At 60.7% G+C, this 19548-nt stretch carries 20 protein-coding genes; 9 read left to right on the plus strand and 11 right to left on the minus strand.

The window, feature by feature from the left end:
• Positions 1-6 precede the first annotated feature (6 nt).
• Both BW979_RS10985 and mtnC read left to right on the plus strand, forming a co-directional pair.
• A complete protein-coding gene (locus BW979_RS10985; protein ID WP_047229620.1) occupies positions 7-552 on the plus strand; it encodes a 1,2-dihydroxy-3-keto-5-methylthiopentene dioxygenase in 546 nt (181 codons plus the stop codon).
• Positions 553-556: 4 nt separating this feature from the next.
• The gene (mtnC, locus tag BW979_RS10990; RefSeq protein ID WP_047229619.1) at positions 557-1240 is read left to right on the plus strand and encodes an acireductone synthase; all 684 of its coding nucleotides are present in this window, start codon (positions 557-559) and stop codon (positions 1238-1240) included.
• Between the two features lie 42 nt (positions 1241-1282).
• Here mtnC and BW979_RS10995 read toward each other — a convergent pair whose 3' ends face one another.
• A complete protein-coding gene (locus BW979_RS10995) occupies positions 1283-1561 on the minus strand; it encodes a DUF3509 domain-containing protein (protein WP_042732342.1) in 279 nt (92 codons plus the stop codon).
• Positions 1562-1915: 354 nt separating this feature from the next.
• On the opposite strand from BW979_RS10995, the gene BW979_RS11000 reads away from it, so the two are divergent.
• The 4 genes from BW979_RS11000 (at position 1916) to BW979_RS11015 (ending at position 5293) form a co-directional block, all read left to right on the plus strand.
• The gene (locus BW979_RS11000; RefSeq protein WP_047229618.1) at positions 1916-3742 is read left to right on the plus strand and encodes a long-chain-acyl-CoA synthetase; all 1827 of its coding nucleotides are present in this window, start codon (positions 1916-1918) and stop codon (positions 3740-3742) included.
• Between the two features lie 94 nt (positions 3743-3836).
• Positions 3837-4355, plus strand: coding sequence for an ankyrin repeat domain-containing protein (locus BW979_RS11005; protein WP_047229617.1), 519 nt, complete (start codon positions 3837-3839; stop codon positions 4353-4355).
• Positions 4356-4499: 144 nt separating this feature from the next.
• Positions 4500-5030, plus strand: coding sequence for a hypothetical protein (locus BW979_RS11010; RefSeq protein ID WP_076383801.1), 531 nt, complete (start codon positions 4500-4502; stop codon positions 5028-5030).
• 71 nt (positions 5031-5101) lie between these two features.
• Entirely contained in the window at positions 5102-5293 is a 192-nt protein-coding gene (locus tag BW979_RS11015; protein WP_047229615.1) for a PLDc N-terminal domain-containing protein, read from the plus strand.
• A 63-nt stretch (positions 5294-5356) separates the two neighbouring features.
• On the opposite strand, the gene BW979_RS11020 is transcribed toward BW979_RS11015, so the two are convergent.
• From BW979_RS11020 to gcl, 9 genes are all read right to left on the minus strand, one after another.
• Positions 5357-6562 (minus strand): MFS transporter, encoded by a 1206-nt coding sequence (locus BW979_RS11020; protein ID WP_076383802.1) that lies wholly within the window; start codon positions 6560-6562, stop codon positions 5357-5359.
• A 161-nt stretch (positions 6563-6723) separates the two neighbouring features.
• Positions 6724-7722 carry a sulfate ABC transporter substrate-binding protein gene (locus BW979_RS11025; RefSeq protein WP_047229613.1) on the minus strand — a complete coding sequence of 333 codons (999 nt, stop codon included), beginning with the start codon at positions 7720-7722 and terminating at the stop codon, positions 6724-6726.
• A 94-nt stretch (positions 7723-7816) separates the two neighbouring features.
• Positions 7817-8638 carry an ion transporter gene (locus BW979_RS11030; protein WP_047229612.1) on the minus strand — a complete coding sequence of 274 codons (822 nt, stop codon included), beginning with the start codon at positions 8636-8638 and terminating at the stop codon, positions 7817-7819.
• A gap of 21 nt (positions 8639-8659) precedes the next feature.
• Positions 8660-9562, minus strand: coding sequence for an urea transporter (locus tag BW979_RS11035; RefSeq protein WP_076383803.1), 903 nt, complete (start codon positions 9560-9562; stop codon positions 8660-8662).
• Between the two features lie 124 nt (positions 9563-9686).
• On the minus strand, positions 9687-11102 hold the full coding sequence (pyk, locus tag BW979_RS11040) for a pyruvate kinase (protein ID WP_076383804.1): 1416 nt from the start codon (positions 11100-11102) through the stop codon (positions 9687-9689).
• Positions 11092-12372: a glycerate kinase type-2 family protein gene (locus tag BW979_RS11045; protein ID WP_047229609.1), complete on the minus strand. Its 1281-nt coding sequence runs from the start codon at positions 12370-12372 to the stop codon at positions 11092-11094. Before BW979_RS11045 ends, pyk begins: the two co-directional genes overlap by 11 nt.
• A 150-nt stretch (positions 12373-12522) precedes the next feature.
• Positions 12523-13413, minus strand: a complete 891-nt coding sequence (locus tag BW979_RS11050; RefSeq protein ID WP_076383805.1) for a 2-hydroxy-3-oxopropionate reductase — start codon at positions 13411-13413, stop codon at positions 12523-12525.
• A gap of 155 nt (positions 13414-13568) precedes the next feature.
• Positions 13569-14351, minus strand: a complete 783-nt coding sequence (gene hyi, locus BW979_RS11055) for a hydroxypyruvate isomerase (RefSeq protein ID WP_047229607.1) — start codon at positions 14349-14351, stop codon at positions 13569-13571.
• Between the two features lie 137 nt (positions 14352-14488).
• Positions 14489-16264: a glyoxylate carboligase gene (gcl, locus tag BW979_RS11060; RefSeq protein WP_076383806.1), complete on the minus strand. Its 1776-nt coding sequence runs from the start codon at positions 16262-16264 to the stop codon at positions 14489-14491.
• A 266-nt stretch (positions 16265-16530) separates the two neighbouring features.
• On the opposite strand from gcl, the gene BW979_RS11065 reads away from it, so the two are divergent.
• Together BW979_RS11065 and BW979_RS11070 are read left to right on the plus strand one after the other, a co-directional pair.
• Positions 16531-16968 carry a GlcG/HbpS family heme-binding protein gene (locus BW979_RS11065; protein WP_076383807.1) on the plus strand — a complete coding sequence of 146 codons (438 nt, stop codon included), beginning with the start codon at positions 16531-16533 and terminating at the stop codon, positions 16966-16968.
• Positions 16969-17182: 214 nt separating this feature from the next.
• Positions 17183-17641, plus strand: a complete 459-nt coding sequence (locus BW979_RS11070) for an REP-associated tyrosine transposase (protein WP_047229658.1) — start codon at positions 17183-17185, stop codon at positions 17639-17641.
• A gap of 215 nt (positions 17642-17856) precedes the next feature.
• On the opposite strand, the gene BW979_RS11075 is transcribed toward BW979_RS11070, so the two are convergent.
• Positions 17857-18465 carry a TetR/AcrR family transcriptional regulator gene (locus tag BW979_RS11075; protein ID WP_047229604.1) on the minus strand — a complete coding sequence of 203 codons (609 nt, stop codon included), beginning with the start codon at positions 18463-18465 and terminating at the stop codon, positions 17857-17859.
• Positions 18466-18596: 131 nt separating this feature from the next.
• Between BW979_RS11075 and BW979_RS11080 the strand changes: the two genes are divergently transcribed.
• The gene (locus tag BW979_RS11080) at positions 18597-19511 is read left to right on the plus strand and encodes a DUF808 domain-containing protein (RefSeq protein ID WP_076383808.1); all 915 of its coding nucleotides are present in this window, start codon (positions 18597-18599) and stop codon (positions 19509-19511) included.
• Positions 19512-19548 lie beyond the last annotated feature (37 nt).

The following is a 19548-nucleotide window of genomic DNA, read 5'->3' on the forward strand; positions in this document are numbered from 1 at the left end:
CTAACCATGAGCAGCCTGTCCGTCTATCACGTCTCAAGCCCCGACATTCCGAACAAGGTGCTGACCCATTTCGAAGACATCGCCGCGACCCTGGCCGATAAAGGTGTTCGCTTCGACCGCTGGGAAGCGGCGACGAAAATCCAGCCAGGCGCCGGCCAGGACGAAGTGATTGCCGCCTACAAGACCCAGATCGACCGGTTGATGACCGAGCGCGGCTACGTCACGGTCGACGTCATCAGCCTCAACAGCGATCACCCGCAAAAAGCCGAACTGCGGGCCAAATTCCTCGATGAACATCGCCATGCTGAAGACGAAGTACGATTTTTCGTCGCCGGTCGTGGCCTGTTTACCCTGCACATCGACGATTACGTCTACGCCGTACTGTGCGAAAAGAATGACCTGATCTCGGTGCCTGCGGGCACGCCGCACTGGTTCGACATGGGCGAGCATCCACATTTCGTTGCCATTCGCCTGTTCAACAACCCGGAAGGTTGGGTCGCGAAGTTCACTGGCGACGACATCGCCAGCCGTTTCCCGCGCCTGGAGGACTGAGCCTGTGTCGATCAAAGCCATTCTCACTGACATCGAGGGCACCACCAGTGCGGTGAGTTTCGTGTTCGATGTGTTGTTTCCCTATGCCGCCAGACATCTTCCGGATTTCGTTCGTCAGCATGCCAACCGCGCCGACGTCGCCGAGCAATTGGTAGCGGTGCGTCAGGACAATGGTGAGCCGGGGGCTGACATCGAGCGCGTCATCGCGATCCTGCTGGAGTGGATCGCCGAAGACCGCAAGGCCACGCCGCTCAAGGCGTTGCAGGGCATGGTCTGGGAGCAGGGGTATCAGGCGGGGCAGTTGAAAGGGCACGTTTACCCGGACGCGGTGCAGGCACTGCAGCGCTGGCATCAGCAAGGTTTACGGCTGTTCGTTTATTCCTCGGGCTCGATCCAGGCACAGAAGCTGATTTTCGGCTGTTCCGAGGCTGGCGATCTGTCGCCGTTGTTCAGTGGTTATTTCGACACCACATCGGGACCCAAGCGGGAAGTCCAGTCCTACCAGCGCATCAGCGCGGCGGTGGGCGTAGCCCCGGAGGAGATTCTGTTTCTGTCGGACATCGTCCAGGAACTGGATGCGGCCCGTGATGCCGGCATGGCTACGTGCGGAGTGGCGCGCGAGGGCGGTGAGCTGCAAGGGCATGTCACGGTGGACAGTTTTGCCCGGATCGATCCTGCGCGTTTTTGATAGAGGAGTGTGGGAGCGAGCAAGCTCGCTCCCACAACACGATCAGGCGCTGTGATAGGTCGGCAGCGCAAAACGATGCTGGCTTTGCAGCATGGCGATCTGCGGCAACTCGCTGGCCTGTTCCGCCAGGTCGCGACGGATTGCGCTGATTGCCCAGGACAGTTGGTCCCCGGCGTGCAACTGGGCGTAGGAAATTGTGCGTTTAAACAGTTTGCCTTCGCTGTTGCGCAAGGTCAGCAGGATACCGCCATCCGGGCGGGCCTGAGTGGTCACTTCGTAGTTGGAGAAGAGGGACGCAAACTTTTCTTGAATCATGTTCATATTTGACTGCTCCATGGTGGTGGCAAACCGTGGAGAGGTAGTTGCAGTGTCTGTGCCAGCGTTGGGCTTGATTAAAAAACGTTATAAAACAATCAGTTAACAATTCCTCCTATTTTTGCTTTCGTGCAACTTGCATGAATGGCCATCGTGCATCCTGCATTTTGCGTGGTCGGCTGATCTTTTGTTGAACCAAATGGATTTCTGGCGCTCATGCTCCGCCTGTCCGGAACGGTGGATACAAAACATTGCAAAAACCGCATGTACAGCGCCGGAATCGCTGGCGTAATTTCGAGCGCAATTGAGCTCCAGCCCGACAACAAGAACCCAGACCCACGAGGTCGAACGGGAGTGACCATGAGTCGTACATCCAGCGACGCCATTACCTGGGGCAAGATGCTGCGCAAGCTACCCACTATTGCCAGAGCCATTCCCCGTATCGTCAAAGGCATGAAGCTCGCCAACGTCCAGGACCCGACCCAGCCTTGCGGCCTGGGCTGGTGTTTCGAACAGGCCACCCAGCGCAATCCCCAAGGGCCGGCGTTGTTGTGTGGCGACACGGTATTGAGTTACGCGCAGGCCAACGAACAGGCCAATCGCATCGCTCATTACCTGTTGGCACAGGGCATCGGCAAGGGCGACTGCGTGGCGATTTTCATCGAGAATCGGCCAGAGATGCTGGTGACGGTGCTGGCGGTGGCGAAGGTCGGTGCGGTCAGCGCCATGGTCAACACCTCGCAGACCGGGGACGCGCTGGTGCACAGCCTGGCGTTGGTCACGCCTATCGCGGTGGTGGTCGGGGCAGAACGGGTCGCGGCCTTCAACGACGTGCGAGCCCGCACCTCACTGTCCGGCCACCGAACCTGGTGGGTCGCCGACCAGGACAGCGCCGTCGTTCCTTCCGGTTTTGTCGATCTGATAAGTAGCAGCGCCAGCCATCCAGGTGACAACCCGGCCAGCAGTCAGCAGGTTTTTTTCAACGACCCATGTTTTTATCTCTACACCTCGGGCACTACCGGGCTGCCCAAGGCCGGGGTGTTTCGCCACGGGCGCTGGATGCGCACTTCCACCAGTTTCGGCCTGATCGCCCTGGACATGCAGCCCGCGGATGTCTTGTATTGCACGCTGCCGCTGTACCACGCCACGGGCCTGTGCGTGTGCTGGGGAGCGGCGATCTGCGGCGCCTCGGGGTTTGCGATCCGGCGCAAGTTCAGCGCCAGCCAGTTCTGGAGTGACGTTCGCCGTTACCGGGCCACCACCCTGGGCTATGTCGGTGAATTGTGTCGCTACCTGGTCGACCAGCCCGCCAGTGCCGAGGACCGGCGGCACGAGGTCCGGAAGATGATCGGCAACGGCTTGCGCCCCGGGGCATGGTCGGCCTTCAAGACGCGTTTTGGTGTCGACCATATCTGCGAGCTGTACGCGGCCAGCGACGGCAATATCGGCTTCACCAATGTGCTGAATTTCGACAACACCGTCGGATTTTCCCTGATGGGCTGGGAACTGGTGCAGTACGACCATGACAGCGGGGCGCCGTTGCGCAACCTGCAAGGCCGGATGCAGAAAGTACCCAAGGGAGAACCGGGCCTGCTGATGGCGCGCATTGACGACAAGGCGCCGCTGGACGGTTACACCGATCCGGCCAAGACCGAAAAAACCATCTTCAAGGACGTCTTCGTTCCTGGTGACCGTTACTTCAATACCGGTGACCTGCTGCGCAACATCGGCTTCGGCCATGGGCAGTTCGTTGATCGCCTCGGTGATACCTATCGCTGGAAGGGCGAGAACGTCTCCACCACGGAAGTTGAAAACGTATTGCTACAGCACGCGCAAATCGCCGAGGCGGTGGCTTATGGCGTCGAAATCAATGGCACCAATGGCCGCGCCGGCATGGCGGCGATTACTCCGTCCGAATCCCTGGCTACCCTGGATTTTGCTGAGCTGTTGCAATTTTTGCAGTGCAAGTTGCCGGCCTATGCGGTGCCGTTGTTCTTGCGCATCAAGGTAAAAATGGACACCACCGGCACCTTCAAATACCAGAAAAACCGCCTCAAGAGCGAAGCCTTCGACCCGTGCGCCACGGACGATGAGCCGGTCTACGCCTGGCTGCCCGGCACCGCGACCTACGTGCGGGTCGACCGGCAACTGGCGGCGCAGATTCAGCAGGGACAGTACCGTTATTGATTCTGACTATGCACGGTGCAGAGAAAAAAGGGATGACAGGCCTGGAGTCCCTCGGGAAACTAGCCGCTTTGCGAAGACTTAAGTGGAGTTTCCCATGTCCGATACAAGCCGCCAGATGACCCCGGAAGAGGCTGCGGAGTTTGCCGAACAGGTGTTCAATGTCGCACGCCAGGGTGACGCCGCCATGATGGCCGCCTTGCTGAGCAAAGGTCTGCCCCCCAACCTGCGCAATCACAAGGGTGACACCTTGCTGATGCTGGCCGCTTACCACGGGCATGTGGAGACGGTGAAGGTATTGCTGGAAAACAAGGCCGATCCGGAAATCCGCAATGACAATGGCCAGAGCCCGATTGCCGGTGCGGCGTTCAAGGGCGACCTGGCCGTGGTCACCGCGCTGGTAGACGGCGGGGCGCAGGTGGAAGGCTCGTCCTTCGATGGTCGCACCGCGTTGATGATGGCGGCGATGTTCAATCGTGTGGAGATCGTCGATTACCTGATCAGCAAAGGCGCCGACCCCAAGGCCAAGGATGCCAACGGCGTCTCGGCGCTGGATGCAGCCAGGACCATGGGCGCGGTGGATACCACGGCGCAGTTGGAGAAGTTGTTGGGTTGATCCCTATCTTTTGGGGCTGCTTTGCAGCCCAGCGGGGATAAATCCCCTCGCCACAAAAGCTCCCAGGCCACAGCTTTCTGACTCAATCAATGTGATGCGCTATCCTGCGCGCCCTCAAAACCCAATCGCCACAGGATTTTCCCCATGAAAGCCGCACTCGTCGAACTCATCAGCAAAATAAGCTCCGGCTGCCTGGGCGATGCGGACGTTGCGAAAATCGCTGACGAAGCGGCCCAGGCCTACGCCGACCCGGCGGCTTTTCTGGCGGCCAACCCGGACATCAACTACGACGACAGCTTCCCGATTCCACTGGGCGAGTGGGTGGTGGTGGGTAGCCTGCCGGACACCGTGTTGTTTCAGGCCGACACTTATGTAGAGCTGTTCGAACAAATCGTTGCCTCGTTCGGCCCCGGTGTGGCCTTCAACCTCAAGCCCAAGCAACTGGCGAAAACCGAAGCCCTGACGGCGCTCAATCGCATCCAGATCCAGATGAGCAGTCTGAACAAGGAAAACGGCGGTTATGTGCTGATGAATTTCAGCCAGTTGCTCGACGATGAACTGCAAATGGTTCTGGTGTATGGCAACGACGTGCCGCGCGTGCTGGAGCTGTGCGCCGAAGTCGGCATCGCCGCCGCGCCGGCTCTGGAAGCGCTCAAGGTTGCGATCCACGTCTGACGCAATAAAACGGAACCCTCGCCGGGCCCCCGCTATCCTAAGTGGGCATATCACCATCTGGGAGCGACACCATGGGTTCCACCTTCAATGGCCTGATTGGCCTGATCATCCTGGCGCTCGATATCTGGGCGATCATCAATGTGCTCAAGAGTGGCGCGGGAACGGGGGCAAAAGTCCTATGGGTGCTGTTGATCCTTCTGTTGCCGGTGCTGGGCCTGATCATCTGGGCGATTGCCGGGCCGCGAGGCAACGTGCGGATTTGACCGCTTTTTGATGTTGCCCGGCAGGCCTCGGCCGCCGGGCATTGCGACCCTGTCGCGACGGTATCAGGCCGTCGCCAGTGCGTGTTTTTTCGAGGTCTTCAGGAAACTCAGCAAGGCCAGCAGCGGGAAGCCGCTGCCGACGATCACCACCCATAACCAGCCGCCGTGCTCGTACACCGCGCTGGCAATCGATGAACCAAACGCGCCGCCGACGAAGATGCTGGTCATGTACAGCGCATTGAGACGACTGCGGCTTTTGGCATCGAGGGCATAGATGGTGCGCTGGCCCAGGACCATGTTCATCTGCACACAGAAATCCAGCACCACGCCCGTAACCGCCAAGCCGATGACGCTGTAGAGCGGATGGATGAACGCTGGCAGAAAACTCAGGCTGGCCAACAGCATTGCCAGCAACGAAGCGATGCGGGTATGACCGGCATCCGCCAGGCGACCGGCAATGGGCGCGGCGATGGCGCCAATGGCACCGACCAGGGCGAACAGGGCGATTTCAGTTTGCGACAGGCCATGATTGCGCGACAGCTCCAGCGGCACGGCGGTCCAGAACAGGCTGAAGGTGGCGAACATGCAGGCCTGGTAAAAGGCTCGTTGGCGCAACAATGGCTGCTGGCGCAACAGGGTGCCGAGCGAGCCCAGCAGTTGGCCATAAGAGGCGCTGTGGTCGGGTTGGCGCTTGGGCACGGTCAATGCGAGGACGATGCTGATCGCCGCCATCAAGGCGGCGGCGATCATGAACATCGCCCGCCAGCCGAAGTGATCGGCCACCACGCTTGAGATCGGCCGCGCCAGCAGGATCCCCAGCAGCAGGCCGCCCATGATCCCGCCCACGACCCGCCCTCTGGACTCTTCCGGGGCCAAGTGCGCGGCCAGCGGGATCAGGACTTGCACCGACACCGAACTGAACCCCACCAGCAGCGAGACCAGCAGGAACACGTTCGGCTGGTCGGTGAACGCTGCCGCCAACAGACTGGCAATCGCCACAACGGTGGTGAGGATCATCAGGCGACGGTTTTCCAGCAGGTCCCCCAGTGGCACGAGGAAAAACAGGCCCAGGGCATAACCGATCTGAGTCAGCGAGACGATCAGGCTGGCCATGGTGCTGCTCAGGCCGACGTCGGGTGCGATCAGTTCGATGATGGGCTGGGCGTAGTAGATGTTGGCGACAATGGCGCCGCAGCAGAAGGCGAAGAGCAGGACCATGCCGCGAGTCAGGCTTGTACCGGCGGGCACGGAGGAGGGATGGGCACTCATGGCAATCTCATTAGTAGCTTGAAAGGATGGCGTGAGGCTAAAGAGTTAGCGGGCTCTGGAACAGGCTTTGTGGCTGATATCGGACATGCTTGCTATTGATGATGAAACAGGCGTGATCGTTCCCACGCGGAGCCTGGGAACGATCAAATGTGGATAGGACGTTATTGCCCGCTGTAGATCTGGTCGAAAACCCCACCGTCATTGAAGTGAGTCTTCTGCACTGTGCGCCAGTCGCCGAAGGTTTTTTCCACGGACAGGAAGTCCACTTTCGGGAAACGGTCGGTGTATTTGGCGAGTACCGCAGGGTCCCGTGGGCGCAGGTAGTTGGCGGCGGCGATTTCCTGGCCTTCGGGCGACCACAGGTACTTGAGGTAGGCCTCGGCGGCCTCGCGAGAACCTTTCTTCTCAACCACTTTATCGACCACGCTCACCGGTGGCTCGGCTTCGGCAGAAACGCTCGGGTAGATCACCTCGAACTGGTCGCGGCCAAATTCGCGGGCGATCATCTCGGCTTCGTTTTCAAAGGTCACCAGTACGTCGCCGATCTGGTTGGTCATGAAAGTGGTCGTCGCGGCACGGCCACCGGTATCCAGTACCGGCGCCTGCTTGAACAGTTTGCCGACGAAGGCTTTGGCCTTGTTCTCGTCACCGCCATTCTTGAGCACATACCCCCAGGCCGACAGGTAGGTGTAGCGACCGTTGCCGGAGGTCTTCGGGTTGGGCACGATCACCTGCACGCCGTCCTTGAGCAGGTCGGGCCAATCTTTCAGCGCTTTCGGGTTGCCCTTGCGCACGATGAATACGGTGGCTGAGGTGAAGGGGGCACTGTTGTTCGGTAAGCGGGTGACCCAGTTTTCGGGCACCAGTTTGCCGTTATCCGCCAGGGCATTGATGTCGGTGGCCATATTCATGGTGATGACGTCAGCTGGCAGCCCGTCGATCACCGAGCGTGCCTGCTTGCTGGAACCGCCGAAAGACATCTGCACGATGATGTTTTCGTTGTGCTCGGCCTGCCAGTGTTTCTGGAAAGCCGTGTTGTAGTCCTTGTAGAAATCACGCATCACGTCGTAGGAAACGTTGAGCAGGGGCGGGGCGGCGTGGGCCAGGCTGCCAAAGGTCAGGCCAGCGGCGAGAAGGGAGGCACCAAAGAAGTTCTTCACTGCGAATTCCTTTTTATTTGAAAGGGGTTCCGGGCAATTAGCCGGCACACTAGCGGCAAGCCAATAGGCCATCAAGCATTAAAAAGTGCTTTGCTTATTCCAGTTTCTTAAACAGCGCATTGCCGCAACGGGAGCAGAACGCAGCTCCATGATCGTGGTTGTTTTTGCTGCAGACCGGACAATCATGCTTGAGCTGGTCACCGCGCATGGCCGTGGCCAGCTCAGCGGTGAAAATGCCCGTCGGCACGGCGATGATCGAGTAACCGGTGATCATCACCAGGGACGAAACCACCTGGCCCAATGCCGTCTTGGGCACGATATCGCCAAAGCCCACGGTGGTCAGTGTGACGATGGCCCAATAGATGCCCTTGGGAATGCTGGTGAAACCGTTCTCGGGGCCTTCAATGACGTACATCAAGGTGCCGAACACGGTCACCAGGGTCGAGACGCTGACCAGGAACACGATGATTTTCTGCTTGCTCCCCCGCAGCGCCGCCAGTAGGTAGTTGGCTTGCTTGAGGTAAGGGCTGAGCTTGAGCACGCGGAATATCCGCAGCATGCGAATGATGCGAACGATCAGCAGATACTGGGCGTCGCTGTAGTACAGCGCCAGGATCCCGGGCACGATCGCCAGCAAGTCCACCAGGCCGTAGAAGCTGAACGCATAGCGCAGGGGCTTGGGCGAGCAGTACAGGCGCAGGCCATATTCGACGATGAAGATGAAGGTGAACCCCCATTCGATGGCGGCCAGCAGGGAGGCGTAGTTCTGGTGCACGCTGTCGATGCTGTCGAGCATCACGATCACCAGGCTGGCGAGGATGATCAACAGCAGTGTGCTGTCGAAGCGCCGGCCGGCCACGGTGTCGGTCTGGAAAATGATCACGTAGAGGCGTTCACGCCAGTTGCTGCTATCCATAACCTTCGCCTGAACCAATAGTCAGCGAAGCCTAGGGTGATTGCCCCGCAAAGCGCAAGGCGCAGTGTCCCGACTGGCCTGTTGCCACACTCGGTGGGTGGCATGAACCAGCCAGCAGGCCAGGATGAAGGGCGCGGTCAGCGGCGCCAGACCGAGGGCAAGAAAGCCCGGTGTGAGTATGAGCGCCAGCACAATACCCGCCAGCGGCAACCATCGCTGGCGGCGTTGTTGGCTGAGGGCCAGCGCCACCAGGGCCGGGTTATAACCGCCGAGCCCCGACAGGGCTTGGGTCGTGTCGTGATGCAGCAGGGAGAACCCCAGGCCAGCGGCTGAACCCAGCATCGCCCACCCGGCGGCGCGTGGATTGGCAATCAACAATCCCACAGCGATCAGCGCACCGGCGAATGGCTGGTCGAGAAACATGACCTGACCGAGTCCGCTCCAACAAGCGGCCAGCAAATTGGCCATCGTCAGTTCAACCGAAACGGGTGATGGCTGTGCCGGGGCAAAACTCAGCAGCAACCAGCCCAGCGCCACGAACGGCGCGGTGTAGGCGGGCAGGCACTGAGGGCCACGGCTGCGCTTGAGCCATTGCTCGGTCAACATCGCGCTGAGGCCGCCGCTGGCAATAATCAATGGCGGCAACACGGCTGACCAGGGTAACGCGAGGCTCAATAGCAAGCCCAGCAGGATGCCGTTGTAACTGAACAGTCCGGCCTGTCGATCAACCTTGGCATAACCGCGTCGCTGGGCGGTGAGCAACCCGGCCACGCCGCCGAGCAACGCACCGCCAAACAAGGCGGGTGCGGTGAAGAGAATCGCCAGCAGGCACAGCAGACCGCACAGCGGATGACGCTGGAGGAAAATCTGGCTGAAGCCGTTGAGCAGGGCGGTGGCCCAGTCGGGGCAGTGGGTGTAGGGCATGGCTAGGCGTGTCTGAGAGACCGAGTGGGTTTCATCGCGAGCAGGCTCGCTCCCACACTGGATCTGTGGTGTTCACAAAACCCCTGTGGGAGCGAGCCTGCTCGCGATGAGGCCGATACAGGCGCTAAATCAACGTCTCAATGCGCAGCGAATTAGTCGACCCCGGCTGCCCGAACGGCACGCCGGCTGTGATCAGTAGGGTGTCGCCCCGCTGGGCCATGCCCTGGGCCTGGGCGATTTCCAGGGCCGTAGAGCACACTTCGTCCACTTGGCGCAGCCGATCGTTGACCACCGAATGCACGCCCCAGGCCACGGTCAGACGGCGGGCTGCTTGCAGGTTGGGCGTGAGGTTGAGGATCGGCACCGTCGGCCGCTCCCGCGCCGCCCGCAGGCTGGAGCTGCCCGATTCGCTGTAGTTCACCAGCACCGCTACCGGCAGTACATTGCTGATACGCCGGATTGCGCAACTGATGGCGTCCGACGCCGTGGCTTCGGCCTTCGGCCGGCTGACATCCAACTGCGCCTGGTAATCCGGGCCGTTCTCCACCTGGCGGATGATCTTGCTCATGATCTGCACGGCTTCGAGGGGGTAATCGCCCGACGCGGTTTCCGCCGACAGCATCACTGCATCGGCCCCTTCAGCCACGGCGTTGGCCACATCGGTGACTTCGGCTCGGGTGGGTGCGGGAGAAAAACGCATGGATTCGAGCATCTGCGTGGCCACCACCACCGGTTTACCAAGGGCGCGGCAGGTGCCGATGATGTTCTTCTGGATCTGCGGCACGCTTTCGGCCGGTACTTCGACACCCAAGTCACCCCGGGCAACCATGATCGCGTCGCTCAGTTCGGCGATCTCCCGAAGCTGGGTCACCGCCGACGGTTTCTCGATCTTGGCCATTAGGAATGCCTTGTCGCCAATCAACGCACGCGCCTCGCGGATGTCCTCGGGGCGCTGCACGAACGACAGCGCCACCCAGTCCACGCCCAGCTCCAGGCCAAAGCTCAAGTCGCGACGGTCCTTGGTGGTCAGCGGGCTCATGTCGAGCACGGCCTGGGGCACATTCACGCCTTTGCGGTCTGACAGTTCGCCGCCGTTGAGCACTTGGGTGTCGATGGCATCGGCGTGTTTGGTGGTCACACGCAGGCGCAGCTTGCCGTCGTCCAGCAGCAGGTCCATGCCCGGCTCCAGGGCCGCGATGATCTGTGGGTGGGGCAGGTTGACCCGCTGTTCATCGCCGGGCGTGGCGTCCAGATCCAGGCGCAGGGCCTGGCCGCGTTGCAGCAGCACTTTGCCGTCGGCGAATGTGCCCACGCGAAGTTTCGGGCCCTGCAAGTCCATCAGAATGCCCAGTGGGTAGTTGAGCTGCTGCTCGACGTCACGAATCCACTGGTAGCGCTGGGCGTGGTCGGCATGCTCGCCGTGGCTGAAGTTCAGGCGGAAAATATTCACGCCGGCTTGCACCAGTTCACGGATGTCATCGATCCCACGGGTTGCGGGGCCAAGGGTCGCGAGAATCTTGACCTTTTTATCAGGCGTCATGTTTGGGGTTCTCAAGAATCAGGATGGCGCGAAAGTCGTTGACGTTGGTGCGCGTCGGCTCGGTAACGATCAACGCCTCCAGCGCGGCGAAGTAGCCGTAGCCATTGTTATTGTCCAGCTCGTCGCTGGCGCTCAGGCCCAGTTCGGCGGCTCGGCGATAGCTGTCCGGGGTCATGATGGCGCCGGCGTTGTCTTCGGAACCGTCGATGCCGTCCGTGTCACCGGCCAGTGCGTAAATGCCGGGATGGCCCTTGAGGCTGTCGGTCAGGCTGAGCAGGAATTCTGCGTTGCGTCCGCCCCGGCCATTGCCGTGCACGGTGACTGTGGTTTCGCCGCCGGAGAGGATCACGCATGGCGCCGCCAGAGGCTGGCCGTGCAGGGCGATTTGCCGGGCGATACCGGCGTGGACTTTGGCCACTTCCCGGGATTCGCCTTCCAGGTCGCCGAGGATCAACGGGCTGAAACCGGCCTGGCGGGCTTTCACCGCCGCCGCTTCCAGTGATTGTTGGGGACGGGCGATCAATTGGAAGTGACTGCGGGCCAGGCGCGGGTCGCCGGGTTTGACGGTTTCCGATTCCGGGCTTTGCAACCAGTTGCGCACCGAGGCCGGTACTTCAATGTTGTAGCGCTTGAGGATCGCCAAGGCTTCGGCCGACGTACTGGGGTCGGCCACGGTGGGGCCGGAGGCGATGACCGTGGCGAGGTCGCCGGGCACATCGGAAATCGCGTAGGTGTAGACCGTCGCCGGCCAGCAGGCCTTGCCCAGGCGCCCGCCCTTGATTGCCGAGAGATGTTTGCGCACGCAATTCATCTCGCCGATGGTGGCACCGGACTTGAGCAAAGCCTTGTTGATCGATTGCTTGTCGGCCAGGGTGATTCCAGCTGCCGGCAGCGCCAGCAACGCCGAGCCGCCGCCGGACAGCAGGAAAATCACCCGGTCGTCTTCGTTGAGGTTGCTGACCAGCTCCAGCACCCGTTGGGCCACCGCCAGGCCCGCCGCATCAGGCACCGGGTGAGCGGCTTCCACTACTTCGATCTTCTGGCAAGGCGCGCCATGGCCGTAGCGGGTCACCACCAAACCGGTGACGTCGCCCTGCCAGCAGCGCTCGACCACCTGCGCCATCGCCGCGGCGGCCTTGCCGGCGCCGATGACGATCACCCGGCCGCTGCGATCGCTGGGCAGATACTGTTCAAGGACATGCTGCGGATGGGCCGCATCGATGGCTGTGGCAAACAGCTCGCGCAGCAATTGTTGCGGATCGACCGACATGGCGGACTCCCGATTTTTATTATTGGATGAAGCGACTCGATTCCCTGTGGGAGCGAGCCTGCTCGCGATGGCGTTAATCCAGTCACTTTATGTGTTGAATGTAAGACCGCTATCGCGAGCAGGCTCGCTCCCACAGGGGTTAGTGCAGGTTTACTTGTCGCGAATCGAGAAATTCGCCATGTGCTCCAACCCCTTGATCAACGCCGAGTGATCCCAGTTGCTGCCGCCGATGGCCGCGCAGGTGCTGAAAACTTGCTGGGCGTTGGCGGTGTTGGGCAGGTTGATGTTCAGCTCCTTGGCGCCTTGCAGGGCCAGGTTCAGGTCCTTCTGGTGCAGGCTGATGCGGAAGCCCGGATCGAAGGTGCCCTTGATCATGCGCTCGCCGTGTACTTCCAGGATCTTCGAAGAGGCAAAACCGCCCATCAACGCTTCGCGAACCTTGGCCGGATCGGCGCCGTTTTTCGCGGCGAACAGCAGGGCTTCGGCCACGGCCTGGATGTTCAGCGCGACGATGATCTGGTTCGCCACTTTCGCGGTCTGGCCGTCGCCGTTGCCACCCACCAGGGTGATGTTCTTGCCCATGGCCTGGAACAGCGGCAGGGCACGCTCGAAAGCGCCGCTGTCGCCGCCGACCATGATGCTCAGTGTGGCGGCCTTGGCGCCGACTTCACCACCGGACACGGGGGCATCGAGGTATTGCGCGCCTTTTTCATTGATCCTGGCCGCGAACGCCTTGGTGGCGGTGGGGGAGATCGAGCTCATGTCGATGACCACCTTGCCCGTGCTCACGCCCGCCGCGACGCCATCGGCGCGAAACAGCACGTCATCGACCTGCGGGGTGTCCGGGACCATGACGATGATGAACTCGGCTTCCTGGGCGACTTCCTTCGGGTTGGCCAGCGCCACCGCGCCGCCGGCCAGCAGATCGGCGGGGGCCGGGTCGTGGTGCTGGCTCAGGAACAGACTGTGCCCGGCCTTTTGCAGGTTCATTGCCATGGGATGGCCCATGATGCCGGTGCCGATGAATCCGATTTTAGCCATGAGAAAATCCTCTTGTTTTTATTGCTGCTTCAGCAAATGAGACTGCTTTCCTGTGGGAGCGAGCCTGCTCGCGATGTCGGTTTCACATTCAACGAATAGGTTGGCTGGACTACAGCTATCGCGAGCAGGCTCGCTCCCACAGGGGATTTTTTGGGTCAGACTGCGTTATGGCTTTTCAGCCACCCCAGACCCGCTTCCGTGCTGGTCAGCGGCTTGTATTCGCAGCCGACCCAGCCCTGGTAACCGATGCGGTCCAAGTGTTCGAACAGGAAGCGGTAGTTGATCTCGCCGGTTCCCGGCTCGTTGCGTCCCGGGTTGTCCGCCAGTTGCACATGGTTGATCTGACCCAGGTGCGCCGACAGGGTCCGGGCCAGGTCGCCTTCCATGATTTGCATGTGGTAGATGTCGTATTGCAGAAACAGGTTGGCGCTGCCCACCTGCTCGCGGATCGACAGGGCCTGGGCGGTGTTGTTCAAGTAGAAACCGGGAATGTCGCGGGTGTTGATAGCTTCCATCACCAGCTTGATGCCTTTGGCCTGCAGCTTCTCGGCAGCGTATTTCAGGTTGGCGACGAAGGTTTTCTCCACCAGGGCCTTGTCGCAGTTCTGCGGACAAATGCCGGCCAGGCAGTTGACCTGGGTGTTGCCCAGCACCTGGGCATAAGCGATCGCCAGGTCAACGCCCGAGCGGAACTCTTCAACCCGGTCCGGAAGACAGGCAATGCCGCGCTCGCCCTTGGCCCAGTCGCCGGCCGGCAGGTTGAACAGCACCTGGGTCAGGCCATTGGCCTGGAGCAGCGCCTTGAGCTCGGCGGAGCTGTAGTCATAAGGGAACAGGTATTCGACACCGGTGAAACCGGCCTTGGCGGCCGCTTCGAAACGGGCGAGGAAATCCTGCTCGGTGAACAGCATGGACAGGTTGGCTGCAAAACGCGGCATGGTGGTCTCCTATAAATAGTTGGCAGGCCCCCTGTGGGAGCGAGCTTGCTCGCGATAGTGGTGTGTCTGCTTGCATCCATGTTGAATGTAGCGCCGTCATCGCGAGCAAGCTCGCTCCCACAGGAGTGCGTCGGCATTCAATCGAGCAACGAAATCGCTGTCGGCGCATCGTTGCCCACCAGCGCCAGGTCTTCGAATTCGTTGACGGCGTTGATCTCGGTGCCCATGGAAATGTTGGTCACCCGTTCCAGGATGATCTCGACGATCACCGGCACCTTGAACTCCTCGATCAACTCCTGGGCCTTGCGCAGCGCCGGCTGGATGCCGGACGGTTCGAACACCCGCAGCGCCTTGCAACCCAGGCCCTCGGCCACGGCGACGTGGTCCACGCCATAACCGTTGAGTTCCGGGGCGTTGAGGTTGTCGAAGGACAGTTGCACGCAATAGTCCATGTCGAACCCGCGCTGGGCCTGGCGGATCAACCCCAGGTAGGAGTTGTTCACCACCACGTGGATGTACGGCAGCTTGAACTGCGCGCCTACCGCCAGCTCTTCGATCATGAACTGGAAGTCATAGTCGCCCGACAACGCCACGACCTTGCGGCTCGGGTCGGCCTTGACCACCCCCAGTGCCGCCGGAATGGTCCAGCCCAACGGGCCGGCCTGGCCGCAGTTGATCCAGTGGCGCGGTTTGTAGACGTGCAGGAACTGCGCCCCGGCGATCTGCGACAGCCCGATGGTGCTGACGTAGCAGGTGTCCTTGCCGAAGACCTGGTTCATTTCTTCGTACACACGCTGGGGTTTGATCGGCACGTTGTCGAAGTGGGTCTTGCGCTGCAGGCTGGCCTTGCGCTGCTGGCAGTCCTGCAGCCAGGCGCTGCGGTTTTTCAGTTTGCCGGCGGCTTGCCATTCGCGGGCGACTTCGATGAACGCCGTCAGTGCCGAAGCGGCGTCGGACACGATGCCCAGGTCGGGGGTAAACACACGGCCGATCTGGGTCGGCTCGATGTCCACATGAATGAAGGTGCGGCCTTCGGTGTAGACATCCACCGAACCGGTGTGGCGGTTAGCCCAGCGGTTGCCGATACCCAGCACCACGTCCGATTTGAGCAGCGTCGCATTGCCATAGCGGTGGGAGGTTTGCAGGCCGACCATGCCGACCATCAGCGGGTGATCGTCAGGGATGGTGCCCCAGCCCATCAAGGTAGGGATGACTGGGATGCCGGTCAGCTCAGCGAACTCCACCAGCAGCTCACTGGCATCGGCGTTGATGATCCCGCCGCCGGCCACCAGCAAGGGGCGCTCGGCCTGATCGAGCATGGCCAGGGCTTTTTCGATCTGCACGCGGTTGGCGGCGGGTTTGGCCAGGGGCAGCGGTTGGTAGGCGTCGATGTCGAACTCGATCTCGGCCATCTGCACGTCGAACGGCAGGTCGATCAACACCGGGCCCGGGCGACCGGAGCGCATCTCAAAGAAGGCTTTCTGGAAAGCGTACGGCACCTGGCCCGGTTCCAGAACGGTGGTGGCCCACTTGGTCACCGGTTTGACGATGCTGGTGATATCCACAGCCTGGAAATCTTCCTTGTGCAGGCGGGCGCGGGGCGCTTGGCCGGTGATGCACAGGATCGGGATCGAGTCGGCCGAAGCGCTGTAGAGCCCCGTCACCATGTCGGTCCCCGCCGGCCCCGAGGTGCCGATGCACACGCCAATGTTACCGGCCTTGGTGCGGGTGTAGCCCTCGGCCATGTGGGAGGCGCCTTCAACGTGGCGAGCGAGGACATGATCGATGCCACCCACCCTTTGCAGGGCAGAGTACAGCGGGTTGATCGCGGCACCCGGGATGCCGAAGGCGGTGTCCACGCCTTCACGGCGCATCACCAGAACGGCGGCTTCGATTGCTCTCATTTTGCTCATGATTTTGTGCCTCTTACGTTTTGTAATTGTATACAAGTGGCTTTGCGCTGAGTGTATTCACGGCGGACGGCGCAGGTCAATCCATTTCCTCAAGCACCTGTTTCATTCGTCGGAAGGCCGTAAATGCTGTGGCTTTTCGTCGATAAGGTTACGTTGTTGGATTTATTGTATACAAAAAATATTATCATTGTGTTCTATTGTTTGCGTCTGGTATTGCTGATGGCAATGCCAGGAACGCTTCCCACAACAAAAAAAGGACAGCACCTATGAGCGCTTTAACCTTGAAAGTCGCCGTCAACCTGACGGGGCAAGCCCTTGCCGCAGGCCGTGAAATCAGCGCTGCACCCCTGACCATTGCGGTCCTGGACAGCGGCGGCCATCTGATTGCCTTGCAACGCGAAGACGGCGCGAGCCTGCTTCGCCCTCAGATCGCCATCGGCAAGGCCTGGGGCGCCATCGCCCTGGGCAAAGGCTCGCGCCTGCTGGCCCAGGACGCCCAGCAACGCCCGGCGTTCTTTGCCGCTTTGAATGGGTTGGGCCAAGGCAACGTCGTACCGGCCCCGGGTGGGGTGTTGATCAGGGATCAGGAGGGGAGGGTGCTGGGCGCCATTGGCATCAGTGGCGATACCTCGGATGTTGATGAGCAGGTTGCGATCAGGGCCGTGGAGGGAGTGGGGTTGATGGCGGATGCGGGGGTGGCTTGATTTTGTATTGACTGACCTATTGCTATCGCGAGCAGGCTCGCTCCCACAGGTGGACTTGGGCGGACACAATATGTATGGGCACCGCAAATCCCCTGTGGGAGCGAGCCTGCTCGCGATAGCCATCCAGCAGACACATCCAGCTAAAAGTTTGCCTCCTATCCAGGCATGCACAGATCTAGCCTTCTTCATGAGTCAATCATCAAAGGGGCAAGGAATGCCTGGTTCACCTGCTTCACATAGACTGCGCCTCGGTCGCTACGCCGAATCCAGTCGGGTCTATTTACTGACCACCAACACATTTGGCCGCATACCAATTTTTAAGGACGTTATCCTGGGTAGATTGGTCGTTGAGCAATTTCGAAAAGCTCAGGAGCAAGGCTGGGCCGACTCATTGGCTTGGGTGGTCATGCCTGATCATTTCCATTGGTTGATCGAGTTGCGAAGGGGATCTTTGAGTGAGTTGATGCAAAGGATCAAATCATTGAGTACCAAAGCTGTAAATCTGCGCCTGGGTAATAAAGTCAGCCTTTGGCAGCAAGGATTTCATGACCGCGCACTGCGGCGGGAAGACGAGTTGATCATAATGGCGCGCTATGTCGTCGCTAACCCGTTGCGGGCAGGTCTCGTGAAGCGGCTTGGCGATTATCCGCTGTGGGATGCCATTTGGCTTTGACTCGAAATCGAGTTGCCGCTATCGCGAGCAGGCTCGCTCCCACAAGGGATTTAGGTTGCTCGCAGAATCTACATTCACAGCAGAACCCTGTGGGGCGAGTCTGCGCGAGAAAGCCCGTTCCCACAGGGTTTATGTGATGGACACAAAATGTCTGAACACAGAAAATCCCCTGTGGGAGCGAGCCTGCTCGCGATGGCCGCGGCACGGTTCTGAGCCTAGCGATCCACCTCACACCCCTTCAACACCAACCGAATAATCGTCTGCGCCGCCGCTTCGTAATCCGCCTCATCCAGCTTCGCCTTGCCGGTCACGGCGCTGATCTGCCAGTCGAAATCGGCATAGGTCTGGGTGGCGGCCCAGATGCTGAACATCAGGTGGTTGGGGTCGATGGGGGCGATCTGGCCGCGGTCGATCCAGGTCTGGATGCAGTCGATGTTGTGCCGGGCCTGGGCGTTGAGTTGTTCCACCAGGTCGGCACTCAGGTGTGGGGCGCCGTGCATGATTTCGCTGGCGAAGACTTTTGAGGCGAAGGGCAGGTCGCGGGAGATGCGGATCTTGGAGCGGATGTAGTGGCTCAGCACTTCGCCGGGCACGCCGTCCGCGTTGAACGGGGTCGAGGCCTGGAGGATTGGCTCGATGATACTTTCCAGCACCTCGCGGTAGAGATTTTCCTTGGACTTGAAATAGTAGTAGACGTTGGGTTTTGGCAGGCCCGCCTTGGCCGCGATATCGCTGGTTTTGGTCGCCGCGAAGCCCTTGTCGGCAAACTCTTCGCTGGCGGCACGCAGGATCAGTTCTTTGTTGCGCTCGCGGATAGTGCTCATAAACCCAGGGGTTCCTTGCCTGTTCTGGCGGTTGCGCATGGTAGCACCGGCCTCGCGAAGCGCTCAAGAATGCCCCGCGGCCACGTCGGGCGCGCTATGCTGCGCAGCATTATTGTTCAAGGAGTTCCTCCATGGCCGGAAGCAGTTTGCTGTTACTGATCGACGATATCGCCACAGTGCTCGACGATGTTGCATTGATGACCAAGATGGCCGCCAAGAAAACCGCCGGCGTGCTCGGCGATGACCTGGCGCTCAATGCCCAGCAGGTGTCAGGCGTGCGTGCCGAGCGGGAAATACCGGTGGTCTGGGCGGTGGCCAAGGGGTCGTTCATCAACAAACTGATCCTGGTGCCGTCGGCGTTGGCCATCAGCGCTTTCGTGCCCTGGCTGGTGACGCCACTGCTGATGGTGGGGGGCGCCTACCTGTGCTTCGAAGGGTTCGAGAAACTGGCCCACAAGTTCCTTCACAGCAAGGCGCAAGACCAGGCCGAGCATGCGCAACTGGTCGAGGCCGTGGCGAATCCGGCGGTCGATCTGGTGGCCTTCGAAAAGGACAAGATCAAAGGTGCGATACGCACCGACTTCATCCTCTCGGCGGAAATCATCGCCATCACCCTCGGCACCGTCGCTGATGCACCGCTGACCCAGCAGGTGATCGTGCTGTCGGGTATCGCCATCGTCATGACCGTCGGCGTCTATGGTTTGGTGGCCGGGATCGTCAAGCTCGATGACCTGGGGTTGTGGCTGACGCAGAAGCCGGGGCAATGGGCCAAGAGCGTCGGTGGCGCCATCCTGCGCGCCGCGCCCTACATGATGAAAGGCCTGTCGGTGATCGGCACGGCGGCGATGTTCCTGGTGGGCGGCGGCATCCTGACCCATGGCGTGCCGGTGGTGCATCACTGGATCGAAGGTGTGACGGCCAGTGCTGGCGGCGCCGGGTTCATTGTGCCGTTGCTGCTTAATGCGGTGGCCGGGATTGTGGCGGGGGCGCTGGTGTTGGCGGGAGTGATGGTGGTTGGCAAGGTCTGGAAGGCGCTGAAAAGCTGAATCTGACAACACATGACAACTGTGGGAGCGAGCCTGC

It is taken from the genome of Pseudomonas sp. A214, assembly GCF_900156295.1.
In the GTDB taxonomy this organism is placed as follows: domain Bacteria; phylum Pseudomonadota; class Gammaproteobacteria; order Pseudomonadales; family Pseudomonadaceae; genus Aquipseudomonas; species Aquipseudomonas rhizophila.